The sequence below is a fragment of the Desulfovibrio psychrotolerans genome (genome assembly GCF_013340305.1).
In the GTDB taxonomy this organism is placed as follows: Bacteria; Desulfobacterota; Desulfovibrionia; order Desulfovibrionales; family Desulfovibrionaceae; genus Halodesulfovibrio; species Halodesulfovibrio psychrotolerans.
Window position 1 is genome coordinate 107547 of sequence record NZ_BLVP01000002.1, and the last position, 14506, is coordinate 122052.

The window sequence follows — 14506 nt, forward strand, 5'->3', positions numbered from 1 at the left end:
TGTAATGTAGAACGCAGGATACCAACGGAACGCTCGAAACGGGATGCTCCTGACGTGCAGCATTCAGGGCGTACCACTTTCGTACTTACGCCGGATCATGTTGCACGTATGCCGCACCTGTACCGAATTTTGGCCGAATTTTGGCCGTAGTGTGACCATGCTTTGGCCATAGCTGTTTCGATGCACGCGCAGCATGCGGGTGCGGTGCGGATTACCTTTATACAATAAAGGAGATGTTCTGCCCTGACCGTGACCGTTGCATGACAAAGCGGTGACGATGCGGGCAGAAGGAGATGCGTTATGCGGGGTGGGGCGGCCCGTTGTGGGCTGTTTTGATTATGTCGCGACGGGGGGCGGGAGCGGGGAGCAGTTATGGCGCAGGATGCAGATTTACGCCGCAGGAGCAGGTGCCGCAGTACCTGTCCGGGTATTCGCCTGCCAGAATCCTGCGGCGGATGGCGACAATGGTTTCGTTATTCCACAGGTCCATGACGGTTGCGTAGTCGGAAACGTAGCCCAGCGAGTGCATGTTGCCCAGCACCACGGCGTTGCAGGCGTGGGGGATGAGGTTTTCATCGTAGCGGTTTTTGTCTGCGCCCGCCACGGGCCATATCTGGAGCTTCTGCCAGAACACATCGCACCTGCCGGAAGGATCGTCATGCGGTTTGGGCAGGGTGACGGTGATGCCGTGGCGTTCGCCTGCCGCGCGCATGGCATGGAGGCATTGGGTGATGTGGGTGTCTGAAGTGTGGTAAGTGTTTTCCAGTGATGTGAATTTGTTGAACATATGGGGGAACAGTCCGACAATGTTCAGTTGCATGGTGATGCCGTGGGCGGCGAGCGTGTCTATGATGCCCGGCAGGGCGGTGTAATTGCTGCGGGAGAGGATGCAGGAGCCGATGATGGGGATGCCGTGTGCCGAAAACAGGCGCAGGGTGGAGAGAAGGTCCGGGAGCGAACTGCCTTTTTTGATGTCCGCGAAGCGGGTGGCATCGCCCGCGTGGAGGTCTGTGACGATGTGGGAGATAGCGTTTTTACGCTCGATGATCTTTTCCAGATAGTTGCCCCGGCGCATGACGGCGGGGTGGAAATTGGACTGGAACGATGCCTTGCCGTAGCGCGCGATGACGTGATCAATCATGTCCATGATGCCGTTGTGCAGGAAGGGTTCGCCCGTGGCGCAGATGTGTATGCGGGGCACGCGTCCGGCATGGAAGAAATCGACCTGCTGGCGGAACCGTTCCACGGGCATGGTGTACGGCAGGTTGTAGACCTTGGATTTTCCGCCGCGGGCATCGCGGGAGTGGTATGAGCAGAACACGCAGCGGTTATTGCACCGGTTGATGATGCCGATGGTGACCCAGCGGGGCGGGTAGCTGACGATGTCCCGGACGAGGCGTTCTGCCCCGTAGCGTTCTGCATCGTGCCGCATATGTTCCTGTGTGTTCATGACGTTCCTGAAAGCTGTGCGCTCTCTTGGAAAGGGGGGCGCATTGTTTGTGTTGGGCTTTGTTCCGTTGCCGTTGGGCATTTTCCGGCGGCGTGCGGACAATGACGTTTTCAATCGCCTGTTCTGCCCTTGCTACTCCCGGCTATGCCGGGGCGGCGTAGAGCACGGTTTCCCATTCGTTGACGTAGTGGTGGCCGAGATGCAGGCGGTAGCCCAACCCCAGAGAGTGCAGGTAAGCCGGTATGGCATGGAAATCTTCCGGGCTGTGATAGAGGCAGACGGCCAGTCGCGGACGGAAACGGCGCAGGGTTTCTTCCGCGCCGCGCAGGGCGTTCAGTTCTGCGCCTTCAATATCCATCTTGATGAAATCCACCCGGGGGAGCGCGTGTTCGTGCACCAGACGGTCGATGGTGGTGGTGACGATTTTTAAGGTCGCGCGGCTGGACTGGTCTATGCGTGACCCGCCGCCCCCGGCGATGAAGGAGAGGGTTTGGTCCGCGCTGTGCCAGACGCCGCGTTCCACAAGGGTGATCCTTTGGGCCGGAAGAGGGTTCAGGCGCATGTTTTCGTGGAAGACCCGCAGGAACAGCGGGTATGGTTCGAGGCAGACGACCCTGCCGGTTTCGCCTGCGGCATGGGCGAATTGCAGGGAGATGTCGCCGAAGGCTGCGCCGCAGTCCAGCACGATGTCGCCTTTGCGGACGGCGATGTTCTGGGGGGTGCCGAGCCACTCGTAGGAGGGGGCCGTGAGGCGGCGGAAGACCTCTTCGCCTATGGTGTAGACGCGCGCGGGGACGCCCGCCCGATGGAGATCGAACAGGGAAAATTCGTCCGTTACCCATTTGGCGCGCACAGGGTCGGCAATGCCGGGGTCTGTCTCATGGGGGCAGCGGGTCTGCTCCAGCAGGCGGGTGCGCTGGGATATGTTGTCCGCCGCGTGGTAGGGCAGCTTAACCCGTCGGTGGCCCAGCACGGCATAGGCGGCCAGCGTGACCAGCAGGTCGCGGGAGGCTTCGTCTGCCAGCAGGGAGTGCAGGAGCGATTTGGTGGCAATCTGCTGCGCGAAGGCGAGGCCGTGGCGGGCCATGAGGGAATGGGCGGGCAGGGCCGGTTCCGCTTCCAGCGCCTTTATGTCTTCCTGCTGTGCCGCCGGGTCGCCCAACTGGTAGTATCGCTGGTGATTGTCTTCGTGGCGGGTATGCAGCGAGGCGAGAAGCCGTTCGACAAGCGAGGCGGCAAAGGCGGCGGCCTGTTCCGGTTGTTCTGGTTGTTCCGGCTGTTCCGGAAGGTCCGGAAGGTCCGGAAGGGATGTGCGGGTGCTGGTATCGGGTATATGGGTCATGACGCGGCCACCTTTGCAGGTTCAAGGGAGTTAAGCCCCTGCCGGAAGGAACGTGCGGCATCGGGACCCCAGTGGTGTTCCACATAATCGCCGAAGCGTTGCAGGGTGGGCGCATCCAGGAAGGGCCATGCCTGAGGCTCCCACGGGAAGCGGAACAGGATGCCGAGCAGGTTTTCCAGCGTTTCCCGCGGCGGGGTGACAAGGCGCAGGGAGCCGATGTTCGGGTAGGGAAATTCGCCCACTACGGCCTTTTGCGCCGCCGGGAGGTGGTAGAACACGGAATGGGGGCCCTTGTCGTGCACCTTTGCCGCGCCGCCCCGGTGGTGGAGGTTTATGTCGTGATAGACGATGATGGCGTTGGGGGCAAGGAAGGGCAGGGCGAGGATGGTATCCAGCGTGGCCCACGGGTGCGTGTGGTTGGCATCTACGAAGAGCATGTCTATGGGGCAGCACTGCGTGAGGGTTTTCAGATCGAAGCCGGATGTGTTCAGGTGCAGGGAATAACCCTGAGGGTGCCGGGGGAACACTTCGTCTACGATGAAGCCCGGTGTGCGGGAGGGATCGAAGTAGCAGTGATCCAGATATTCGATGGCGGTGAGGCGCCTGTCGCTGGTTCCTGTGCCCGCTGTGCCCGATATGCCCGATATGTCTGGCAAGTCCAGCATGTTCAGCGCGCAGAGCATGTACGCGGTGGAAACGCCCGCCGCAGTGCCCAGTTCCACAATGTGGCGGGGACGTTCGTCCAGCACGCGGTTGAGCAGGAATTCTGCCTCTGTGCGGCTTATCTGGCCGTAGTTGGCACCATGGGGGATGATCTGGCCGTGGATGCGATCCAGCAGGGCAGTGATGCGGTGGTAGTGGTGCTGCCTGTGGAAGGGTTCAGTCATGGGTTCCTCGCGGGCGGGGGCATTATTTTCCATGGGCAAAGGACATGCAGAAATCCGGCCAGACGGCGTGGGCGCTCTCATTGCGCGTGCCATTCCGCGTGTTCCAGCCACGCGGCAAGAACCAGCAGCAGCCAGCATTTTTGCCCGTTGCCGGAGGCATGGCGGTCGATCTGTTCATCGGGCAGCAGGGTGCGGATGCGCCGGTTGCGGTCCTTCAGGTAGTATTCGCGCAGGAGCTGCATGCCGGGGTGGGCAAGCCATTGGCCTGTGCTGGTACCGAAGCCCTGTTTGCCCCGGTGCCGGATCGCTTCCGGCCATGCATCGGCAAAGGCCTGTCGCAGCAGCAGTTTGTGCGTTGTGCCGTCGGTTTTGTACTGCCACGGCAGGGCGATGAGAAATTCGGCCAGATCGGTATCCAGAAAGGGGGCGCGCAGTTCCAGCCCGTGGGCCATGGCGGCGCGGTCGGTCTTTTTGAGGATGTCTGCGGGCAGAAAGGTGGCGAGGTCGAACCGCAGGGCATCGTCCACGGAGTTTGCCGCAAAGGGCAGGCGGGGGCGGACCATTGGCGGCAGGCCCATGGCCTCGATTTCCGCAGGGGAGAAATGGGCTATGTCGTTCCAGTGCCGCTCTGCCGCAGGACTCCAGCCGTGGCAGGGGGCGTCTGCGGCGGGCGGGGACACGAGATGCGCGTACCAGTAGTCGTATCCGGCCAGCAGTTCATCGCCGCCGTCGCCGCTGAGGGCCACCTTCACCCGTTCACTGACCCGGCGGCAGAGCTGGTAGGTGGGCAGGGCGGAGGAATCTGCGAAGGGTTCGTCATAGACGCGGCACAGCATGTTCAGCATGTCGGAAAAGTCGGGCTTGCCCGTCGCATCTGTGAGTTCCGTATGCTCCAGTCCGTAGGCGGCAGCCGCGGCACGGGCGTAGGGGCGTTCGTCCCTCGGGCCGGTGAAGCCGAACGAGAAGGAGCGCAGCGGCATTTCGCGCGAGGCCAGTGCCGCGATGGTGGTGGAATCCAGCCCGCCGGAAAGGAGCAGGCCCACTTCCACATCTGCCACAAGGCACCGACGCACGGCCTGCGTCATAAGCCTGCGGAATTCTTCCACGGCCTCCAGCGGGGAGGGCGGTGCCGCCATGGGAGCGGGCGGCTGCCAGTAGGGCAGGACGCGGGTTGTGCCGTTGCTTGCCGGTTCACCGTTTCCGGCAGGTTGGTGAATGAGGGCGTGGCCCGGCGGCAGGGAGTGCACGTTTTCGTAGATGGTCATGCCTTCCGGCACGTAGCGCAGCGTGAGATAGGCGGACAGGGCGGTGCGGCTGATGACCGGGCGGATGAGTCCGGAACGCAGGATGGCCTTGAGCTCGGAGGCGAACACGAAGGTGCCGTCCGGTCCGTGGGCGTAGTAGAGGGGCTTTTCGCCGAACCGGTCACGGGCGCCGAGCAGGCGTTGCCTGTGGTCGTCCCACAGGGCGAAGGCGAACATGCCGGGAAGATGCCTGACGCACTGCGTGCCGTGGAGGGCGTAGAGCGCGGGGATGAGTTCCGTGTCCGAGGCGGAGCGGAAGGTGACCGGGAGCCGTGCCCGCAGTTCCTTGTAGCCGTAGAGTTCGCCGTTGAAGACAACGGACAGGGTTCCGTCGTTGCTGGCGAAGGGCTGGTCGCCTGTGGCGTGGTCCACAATGCTCAGGCGGGTGTGGCCGAGGGCGCAGCGGGAAAAGAACTGACGGCCCTGCGCATCCGGCCCCCTGTGGCGCAGCGCCCCGCACATGGCCTCAAGGGCCGGGGCGAACCGTGCGGCAGTATGCCCCGCAATGCCTGCTATGCCGCACATGGGGTGCTCCTTTGCGCTGCGCAGGAGTGTGGACGTGGGTTATGCTGCGTCATGGCCGCGTGTCCTGTTCCAGAGATGGGGGGGGAACATGAATTCCTGCATGTCGGCGGCCTGCGGAGCGGAAAGGACGTGCAGCAGCAGGGCGTTGACGCGGGCGTTGTCGTAAGATTGCGGCGGCAGGGGGGGCTTGGGTGGGGGAAGGGTGCCGGAGATGGCCTGCTGCATGCGCTGTTTGAGGAAGCCGTTGTCTATGCGCACGGTGCCGTCAAACCGCATTCCCGCCTCCGCACCGAGCAGGGCGGCGAGGTAGTCCGCATCTTCCTTTGCCCTGTGCTGCCAGTCCGGCCATACGCGGTCCAGCACGTAGCGGTGTTTGTGCGCCTGCAAAAAGCACTTGGCGGCGATGTCCGCCGGTTGCTGTTCGTAGTCATGCAGGCCAGCCACGCAGGGCGTTTGTGTGAAGGGGTGCCCCTGTTCCGCCATGCGGTTAATGGTGTCTGATTCCGGGCGCAGGGAGGTGCCTTCTTCCGGAATGAGCGAAAGGGCGCGCCGTATGTGCTGTGTGCGGTACAGGTGGTTGCCTGCGGGCCGCAGCAGGTTGAAGAATTTGTCGTGCACGATGCCCTGCACCGCAAAGGTGGCGGCGGGCAGGGTTTGGGCAAGGGTGGTGATTTCTCCGGGAAAGGCGGCGCGGATGAGCACGTCTGCGTCCATGACCAGCGTCCATGGGCGGTTCTCTTCCAGCCCCAGGGTGAAGCATCGCCGCAGGGCCGCGCTGAAGGGTTTTTCGCAGACGGTGTGGACAGGGGCGTGTGGCACCGCCTGCCGCAGCAGGTGGGCGCAGGCGTGGGTGGTGCGTTCTTCCGCTGAGCGGACGATGAGGGTCAGGCTCTCCGGTGCGGGAGGCTGCGGGCGCGCGGTGGCGATGGTGTGCGCGACCTGCCGGAGGGCCGCTGCCGAGGGGCTGTGCTGCATGCTGGTATTGTTACCGTATTTGTACGGCCGGTGTTGAAGAATGGTGCGCCGTTGCGTTGCCGCAATGGTATCTGAGCATTGCACATGCGGCAATGCGCGCCGTTTATGGTTGACGGAGTGGGCAGAGTCCGTTTGGGGAGGACGGCTATGTATGCCGTGTGCCCCTTCCGGAGGTGTACGGGAAAAAAGCGTTTTGCTGAAGTCCCAATCGGGGGGGAGCGCGCGGGGCAGGGGCAGTTATTGCCGCGGTCTGCCGTCAAAATGTTGCTGCAGGCTTTCTGACTGCGCGGCGATGATACCGGAGGTAAATCCCATGCCGGGTCGGCACACGCCCATGCTCTGGGGGAGGTGTTCGGTCAGGTGGTCCAGCAGGGCGCGGACGCCGGGAAGCATACCCTTAGTGGGGGGCAGCAGTGCATGCACGGTTTTTCTGGGGCCGACCCAGTCGGGAAGAACGCGGCACAGCCAGCCGTTTGCGTAGGCATCGTGCAGGAAGGCGACAGGAAGCATGGCGAGTCCTGCGGAGCGCAGTGCCGCATGGTACTGGGCGCGCATGTCCGAGCACAGGAACCGGGGCTGCACAGGCACCCGGACCGCGCTGCCCCCGGATGCGGGGCTGAGGGTCCAGTAGTGCCCCGTATGCGTCTCTTCCGGCTGACCGTGCAGGCTGCACGTGCGGGCGTCATCGGCGCAGTTGGCGATGACGGGATAGCGCGAAACGTCTTCAAGGGTGTGGGGTTCTCCGAACCTTTGCAGCAGGTCGGGGCTTGTCACCGGAACCAGCTCTTCTTCAGCTATCCTTTTGACAATCAGGTCGGGCGGCAGGTTCCGGACGGGATGGGTGGTGATAACCACGTCCATATCTTCCCTGACGGGATGGATGTCTCTGTCTGTGGCGATAAGCTCCACACGCACCTGAGGGTATCTGTCCATGAATTCCACAAGCACCGTTGTAAGGTAGTACTGGGCGATAAGCTCATGGCAGCTTATGCGGATGAGGCCGGTGGGTTCTTCCTTCAGCGCCAGAATGGATTCCACTGCCGCCGAGGCACTGCGGACGGTTTTGCGGCAGTGGGCATAGAAGGTTTTTCCGGCAGAGGTCAGTGTGAGATGGTGCGGGCTTCTGTGAAAGAGCGCCACCCCGAGATGCTTTTCCAGCTTTGCGATACGTCTGCTCAGGGTGGATTTGGGGATTCCGGTGCGCCGCTCCGCCTGACTGAAGCCGTTATGCTCCGCGATGAGCGTGAAGTAGTAGAAATCATTGTAGTCCATGGTCCTGTTCCATTTTTGCAACGTTCCGTTGCAGGCATGCGGGTTGTCAGGTTTTGAAAATGGGAATAAACGACTCCTTTGCGTTGATAATAAAAATCAACTTCAAAATCAAGCGGGACGTTTGATTCAAGGCCCCGTTGAGAGGGTTTTCAGCAAAGGAGTTTGTTATGTTTTCTCGTTTCAGCAGGTTGGCGATGGTTTTGGCTTTGACGTGGCTTGTTGCCGCTTCAGGGGCTGTGGCGCACGCGACGCAGGCAGAGGCAGACCGCGAACTCGTATTTGTGAACTTTCGCGATATACGAAACCTTAATCCGCATCTCTATTCCGGGGAACTGTTCGCGCAGAACCTGATCTTTGAATCGCTGGTGCGCAATGTGGAAGGCGGCGTGGAGCCGTGGCTGGCGGAGTCTTGGGATGTTTCCGCCGATGGCAGGGTGTATACGTTTTCCCTGCGCCGGGATGTTACGTTTTCTGACGGTGAGCCCTTTAACGCGCATGCCGCCAAGATGAACTTTGACGCCATTATCGAGAATACCGAACGGCATACATGGCTTGAAATGATACGCCTCATGGACTCCGTGACTGCCGTGGATGACTATACCCTGCGGATTGCCCTTAAGGAGCCGTATTTTCCCATGCTCACCGAGCTTGCGGTGACGCGTCCCTTCCGCTTCATATCGCCCAAAAGCATGATAAACGGCGGCACCAGGGACGGGGTTTCCAGCTATGCGGGCACCGGGCCTTATGTTCTTGCAGACAATAAGGTTGACGAGGTTGCCACCTTTGTCCGCAACGAGCGGTACTGGGGGGACAAGCCCGCCATTAAGACCATACGCGCCCGCGTGATACCGGATAATCAGGCCCGCGCCATGGCGCTGAAAAAAGGCGAGATTGACGTGATTTACGGGACGAACCTTATTGACGCGGAGACGCTAGCTCATTTCAGCCAGACCCCCGGATTTGATGTGCAGCTTTCCAAGCCCTTGAGCACACGGAATCTTGTGGTGAATACCACGAGGCCCGGCGTTGACGAGAAGAATGTGCGCAAGGCGTTGCAGCACCTGACCAACCGTGAGGCCATATCCGTGGGTCTGTTTAACGGGTATGAAAGTGCGGCTGATTTTCTCTTTGCCCCCAACGTGCCCTATTGCGATGTGCCGCTGAAGCCCTATGACCTTGATGTGGAAAAGGCCAAGGCCCTGCTGGATGAAGCGGGCTGGAAGCTTGCTGCCGGGAAGGGCGTGCGGGAGAAGGACGGCAGGCAGCTTATCCTTAAAATATACTATAACAGCGACAGTGTGACGGAAAAGAATATCTCCGAGTTCATGCAGGCGGAGTTTCGCAAGGCCGGTGTGGGGCTTGAGCTCTTTGGCGAAGAAGAGCAGGCCTACCGTGACCGCATGAAGGCGGGGGATTTTGATATTGTGCACAACATTTCGTGGGGCACGCCGTATGATCCGCAGTCGTTCATCGGCAGCATGGTGCGGACCGTGTACGGTGACTACGCCGCGCAACTGGGGCTGCCGCAGAAGAAGCAGATTGACCAGACCGTGCACGACATTCTTGTGAGCGTTGATGAGGAAAAGCGCAGGGAAATGTTCTCCTGGCTGCTGACCACGCTGCATGACGAAGCTGTGTACATTCCTCTGACCTATCAGAGAAACCGGGCCGTGTTCACCAAGGACCTGAAGGGAGTTACGTTTAATCCCTCGCAGTTTGAAGTGCCGCTTGAGAAGATGTCCTTTTAGGTTTGCGCGGCATGAGACGGTATATCATTCGACGTGTTCTTGCCTCGGTGCCGATGCTTGTCGGGGTAACGTTTCTGGCGTTTGTCCTTATATCCATTATCCCGGCGGACCCGGCGGAAGTGGCTCTGCGTGTCAATGAGATTATCCCTACTCCAGAGCTTATCGAGGTCCAGCGCAAGGCGCTGGGCCTCGACAGGCCCTTTCTGGAACGGTACGCGGTGTGGCTGTATAAAGCGGTGCAGCTTGATCTGGGATTCTCGTACACCAACCACCACAGGGCAGTGGCAGAGGAGATTGCCAGATGCCTGCCCGCAACCCTGACCCTTGCGGCGGCCTCATTGTTGTTTACGCTTATCATAAGCCTGCCGCTGGCGGTGCTGAGCGCTGTGTGGCGGGGCAGCATTTTTGATACCGTGGTGCGCGCTGTGGTGTTTTTCGGCACGGCCATGCCCAACTACTGGGCGGCGTTTATCCTTATATGGGTTTTCGGGATCCATTTCGACCTGCTGCCCACAGGCGGCAAGGCGGGGTGGCAGTCGTACCTGCTGCCGGCGTTCACGCTGTCGCTGACGTATATTTCCACCTATGTGCGGCTGGTGCGCAGCACCATGCTCCAGACCATGCAGGAGGCGTTTGTGCTGTATGCACGGGCGCGGGGGCTTTCGCGCCGCAGGATTATTCTGCGGCATGTGTTCAAGAATTCGTTGCAGTCCAGCATTACGGCGCTGGGGATGAGTATTCCCCAGCTCATTGCAGGCACCGTGGTGGTGGAGAGCATCTTCGCATGGCCCGGCATTGGCAGGCTGTGCATATCGGCCATCTTCAACCGGGATTACCCCATTATTCAGGCCTATGTTTTGATGATGGGAGTGCTGTTCATTATGTTCAATCTTATCGTGGACATAATCAATGCGTGGATTGACCCCAGACAGCGGGCGGAGGGCTAGATGTGGCGTAGGCTTATGAGGGACAGGGTGGCCGTGGCGTGCCTGGGCATCATCGGCGCGACACTGCTGCTGGGGATCTTCGCGCCGCTTGTTGCCCCCAACGACCCGCTGGAGGCCAATATCATGGCCAAGTTCAGGGGGATGTCGTGGGACTACCCGCTGGGAACGGACCAGCAGGGCAGGTGCGTGCTTTCCCGCCTTATTTACGGAGTGCGGCCCACCATTCTGCTTTCGCTGCTGACGATGGGGGGCACCATTGCCCTGGGCGGTTTTTTGGGAGTGGTGTCCGGGTATTTTCGCGGCGCAGTGGATGAGATCATCATGCGTGCCTGCGATGTGATGCTCTCGTTTCCCAGTCAGGTAATGATTCTTGCCGTTGTGGGCATGCTGGGGGTGGGCATTGAAAATGTGATTATTGCCAACATACTCATCAAGTGGGCGTGGTACGCGCGGATGATACGCGGTTCCGTGCTTCAGCACAGCGAGAAAGGGTTTGTGATCTTTTCACGCACAACGGGAGCGGGAACCGGGTTCATACTGTGGCGGCATATTGTGCCTTCTGTGCTGCCGGAGATTATTGTGCTTGCATCGCTGGATGCCGGGTGGGTTATCATCAATATTTCCACCCTCTCCTTTCTGGGGCTTGGTGTACAGGCTCCCGCACCGGAATGGGGTGCCATGCTGAACGAGGCGCGCCACGTTATGGTTTCATACCCGCAGCAGATGCTGGCCCCCGGCTTGGCGGTGCTGACCTTGGTGGCATGTTTTAACCTGCTGGGCGACAGCCTGCGCGGTGCGCTTGAAGTGCGGGGAAGATAAGCATGAGCAAGACGACAAGCATGAGCACGATAATTGGGCCGGAAGACGCCAGCCCGGGGGCGGTGCTGCGTGACGATGGCGCGGCACTGCTGACTGTGGATGAGCTTTGCGTGGACTATGTGGGCGGCAGAGTGCCGCAGAAGCTGATTGAGGGGATATCTTTTCCGCTGCGGCAGGGGGAATGCCTGGGCATTCTGGGAGAGAGCGGCAGCGGCAAGAGCATTACATGCAAAGCGCTGATGGGACTGCTGGACAACGACTTTTTGGTGCGGGGGGCTGTGCGTCTGAAGGGAGAGGGATTGCCGCTTCAGGACGAGCGGGTCATGCGGCCCAAACGCGGCAGGCAGATAGCCATTATCATGCAAAATCCGCTTTCTGCCTTCAATCCCCTTTTCACCATAGGCGAGCAGCTGGAGGAAACGTTCCGGACCCATCTGGGCGGTTCGGTGCGGGCGGGAGTTCTGGCGGCGGATACGCTGGACCGCATGCTCATAAAGGAGCCGCAGCGGGTGTTGCGTTGTTTTCCGTACCAGTTGAGCGGGGGCATGCTCCAGCGTGTGATGATAGGGCTGACCTTGGCCCTTCAGCCTGCGTTGATCCTTGCTGACGAGCCGACAACGGCTCTGGACAGCGTGACGCAGCATGAGGTGATGCGGGAATTTGTGCGCCTGCGTCAGCAGAGCAACGGTGCCATGATTTTTGTTTCGCATGATCTCGGTGCCCTGCGGATGGTGGCTGATGCCGTGCTGGTTATGTGTCAGGGCAGGGCTGTGGAATATGGTCCCGCAGAGACTGTTTTTAACAATCCCCGCCATGAGCACACCCGGTATCTTATTGAGACGCGCAGGGAGCTTACCGGACGCTTTGCGAGGCTTGTGGGCGCGGCGGGTGCGGGACATGCTTTGGCCTGTGTGAGTGAGGATGCCCATGTTGCAGGTTGAGAATATCCATTTGAGCTTCAGGCAGAGGGATGGCCTGTTTTCCCGTTCCCGCAAGCAGGTGCTCAAGGGGGTCTCCCTTTCTATGGAAAACGGGGAGTGCCTTGGGCTTATAGGTGAAAGCGGCAGCGGCAAGAGCACGCTGGGCAGGGTTATTACCGGAACAGCACGGCCGGACCGGGGAACTGTGCGGCTTATGGAGCAGGATATTTACGCCGGAACCGGGTTTGCAAAAAGCACCGGGCTGGGTGGTAGGGTAAGTATTGTATTCCAGGACTACAACGCCTCGGTGAATCCGTACTTCTCTGTCAGGGACATTCTGGAAGAGCCGCTGCGGGGGCTTGGAGGCGGTTCCGTGGAAGAGATTCCGGCTCTTGCCGGGAGAGGAAACAGGCGGACGGCCTATCTGGAGCAGTTGCTGGAGCAGGTGCGGTTGCCTGCTTCCTATCTTGCACGGCAGCCGCACGAACTGAGCGGGGGCGAGTTACAGCGCGTGTGCATAGCGCGTGCACTGGCGGCACGGCCACCGCTGATACTGCTGGACGAGGCGGTCAGCTCGCTTGATGTTTCCGTGCAGTATCAGGTGTTGCAGTTGCTCAAGGCGCTTAAGGAGGAGCGGAACCTCTCGTATCTTTTTATCTCCCATGATCTTACTGCGGTGACCTACCTGTGTGACAGGATACTCTTTTTTAATGACGGGGCCATTGTTGAACAGGTGGACGACCTTGAAGAGCTGCCCCGCGTGCGCAGCGGCTACGCGCGGCAATTGCTGGAGGCTGTTCTGGTCTGACGGCACTGTTGTGGTGCGGGACTCTGTTTCTTAACTGCACCGTGCAGTCGATGCGTGTTTGCTTGTGGGCGTATCTGCCCGGACTACTTATTCATCTGGTATGAAAACCCTTGAACTGCCGGAGGCCGCGGTTGGAAGCGGTTCATTCCGTGCGCCCGATGTATGGAGCCATCATGACACACAGGGAATATATGGGAATTGCCGTTCCCTTTGTTATTGCCACCATTACCACGCCGCTGCTCGGTGCGGTGGATACCGCCGTGATGGGGCGGCTTCCCGACCCTGCGTATATCGGAGGGGTTGCGGTGGGCGTGGTTATTCTGAACACCATGTACTGGTTGCTCGGTTTTTTGCGTGTGAGCACCACAGGATTTTCATCGCAGGCGCACGGGGCAGGAGACATTGGGCTGGGAATGTGGGCGCTGGTACGGCCCCTTGGCATTGCCTTGTGCATAGGTTGCGCGTTCATTCTTCTGCAACAGCCTGTACTGCACGCCGCCCTGCTTTTCCTGGACCCTGCCCCCGATGCGCGGGCACATGCGGAAGCATACTTTACCATTGTGATATGGGGTGCTCCGTGTGTGCTGATGAATTATGTGCTGCTTGGCTGGCTGATGGGGCAGATGCGGCTTAGGGCATCGCTTTTTTTGCAGGTGAGCACCAACGCCGTTAACATTGTCCTGTCGATATGGTTCGTCATGGGGCTTTCGTGGGGAGTGGAAGGCGTTGCGGCAAGCACGCTCATCGCGCAGGGGGCGGGAGTGGGACTGGGCTTTTATCTGGTGGCGCGGTATGCGCGCTTTTCATGGCGAAGCATTGTGTGGCGGGATTTCTTTGACTCCGAGGCCATGCGGAAGATAGTTTCGGTGAACCGAGACCTTGTTATCCGTACCATCTGTCTGCTTGCAGTCACAAACATGTTTGTGGCCAAGGGGGGAAGCTTCGGTAAGGAGATATTGGCCGGAAACGCGGTATTGTTGCAGATTCAGTATCTTATGGCGTATTTTTTTGACGGGCTTGCAAATGCCTCCAGCGTGGTGGCGGGCAGGGCTTCGGGAGCGGAAGACAGGGTGCTTCTGCGCAGGGCTGTTTCGCTTTCTGCCCAGTGGTGCCTGTTTGGGACACTGCTTGTCTCTTGTGCCTATCTGGCTACGTATGACATGGTGTTCCGGCTGTTTACCTCCATTCCGGAGGTACTGGCATTTGGCAGTGAGTTCGGGCTGTGGATGGTTGTTTTTCCCGTATGCGGCAGTGTGGGGCTTGTGTTTTACGGCCTGTTCTCAGGTGCAACGCTCACGGCCCCCATCCGCAACTCCATGCTTTTTTCACTTGCCGCGTATAGCTTAGCGCAGTACGGGCTGACGCCGGTTTTGGGCAACCATGGCCTGATACTGGCGTTTCTTGTCTTCAGCCTGAGCAGGTCGCTCTTTCTGCTGCCTTATCTTCCCCGGCTGCTGCGCAGCGTGTAGCCGGAAGGCCGTGTGGCGGAAACACAAAACGGGTTATGTC

The 14506-nt window shown here is 60.1% G+C and carries 12 protein-coding genes; 6 read left to right on the forward strand and 6 right to left on the reverse strand.

Translation table 11 applies throughout. From position 1 onward, the window contains the following. Positions 1-370 precede the first annotated feature (370 nt). From HUV26_RS03370 to HUV26_RS03395, 6 genes are all read right to left on the reverse strand, one after another. Positions 371-1450 (reverse strand): radical SAM protein, encoded by a 1080-nt coding sequence (locus HUV26_RS03370; RefSeq protein WP_174408697.1) that lies wholly within the window; start codon positions 1448-1450, stop codon positions 371-373. Positions 1451-1592: 142 nt separating this feature from the next. Then, the gene (locus HUV26_RS03375) at positions 1593-2792 is read right to left on the reverse strand and encodes an FkbM family methyltransferase (protein ID WP_174408698.1); all 1200 of its coding nucleotides are present in this window, start codon (positions 2790-2792) and stop codon (positions 1593-1595) included. Then, positions 2789-3679, reverse strand: coding sequence for a class I SAM-dependent methyltransferase (locus HUV26_RS03380; RefSeq protein WP_174408699.1), 891 nt, complete (start codon positions 3677-3679; stop codon positions 2789-2791). The genes HUV26_RS03375 and HUV26_RS03380 overlap by 4 nt, the downstream gene beginning before the upstream one ends. 77 nt (positions 3680-3756) lie before the next feature. Next, on the reverse strand, positions 3757-5508 hold the full coding sequence (gene asnB, locus HUV26_RS03385; RefSeq protein WP_174408700.1) for an asparagine synthase (glutamine-hydrolyzing): 1752 nt from the start codon (positions 5506-5508) through the stop codon (positions 3757-3759). Positions 5509-5547: 39 nt separating this feature from the next. Beyond that, a complete protein-coding gene (locus HUV26_RS03390) occupies positions 5548-6483 on the reverse strand; it encodes a hypothetical protein (protein WP_174408701.1) in 936 nt (311 codons plus the stop codon). Positions 6484-6720: 237 nt separating this feature from the next. Continuing rightward, positions 6721-7755 (reverse strand): LysR substrate-binding domain-containing protein, encoded by a 1035-nt coding sequence (locus HUV26_RS03395; protein WP_174408702.1) that lies wholly within the window; start codon positions 7753-7755, stop codon positions 6721-6723. A gap of 167 nt (positions 7756-7922) precedes the next feature. Between HUV26_RS03395 and nikA the strand changes: the two genes are divergently transcribed. From nikA to HUV26_RS03425, 6 genes are all read left to right on the forward strand, one after another. After that, complete coding sequence (gene nikA / locus HUV26_RS03400; RefSeq protein ID WP_174408703.1) at positions 7923-9503, forward strand: nickel ABC transporter substrate-binding protein; 1581 nt, start codon at positions 7923-7925, stop codon at positions 9501-9503. A gap of 11 nt (positions 9504-9514) precedes the next feature. Further along, a complete protein-coding gene (opp1B, locus tag HUV26_RS03405; RefSeq protein ID WP_174408704.1) occupies positions 9515-10450 on the forward strand; it encodes a nickel/cobalt ABC transporter permease in 936 nt (311 codons plus the stop codon). Beyond that, positions 10451-11269 (forward strand): nickel/cobalt ABC transporter permease, encoded by an 819-nt coding sequence (opp1C, locus tag HUV26_RS03410; RefSeq protein WP_174408705.1) that lies wholly within the window; start codon positions 10451-10453, stop codon positions 11267-11269. 2 nt (positions 11270-11271) lie between these two features. Further along, a complete protein-coding gene (locus HUV26_RS03415; protein ID WP_205245109.1) occupies positions 11272-12210 on the forward strand; it encodes an ABC transporter ATP-binding protein in 939 nt (312 codons plus the stop codon). Next, positions 12197-12997, forward strand: a complete 801-nt coding sequence (locus tag HUV26_RS03420) for an ABC transporter ATP-binding protein (protein ID WP_174408706.1) — start codon at positions 12197-12199, stop codon at positions 12995-12997. The genes HUV26_RS03415 and HUV26_RS03420 overlap by 14 nt, the downstream gene beginning before the upstream one ends. A gap of 173 nt (positions 12998-13170) precedes the next feature. After that, positions 13171-14466 carry an MATE family efflux transporter gene (locus HUV26_RS03425; protein ID WP_174408707.1) on the forward strand — a complete coding sequence of 432 codons (1296 nt, stop codon included), beginning with the start codon at positions 13171-13173 and terminating at the stop codon, positions 14464-14466. Positions 14467-14506: the final 40 nt, after the last annotated feature.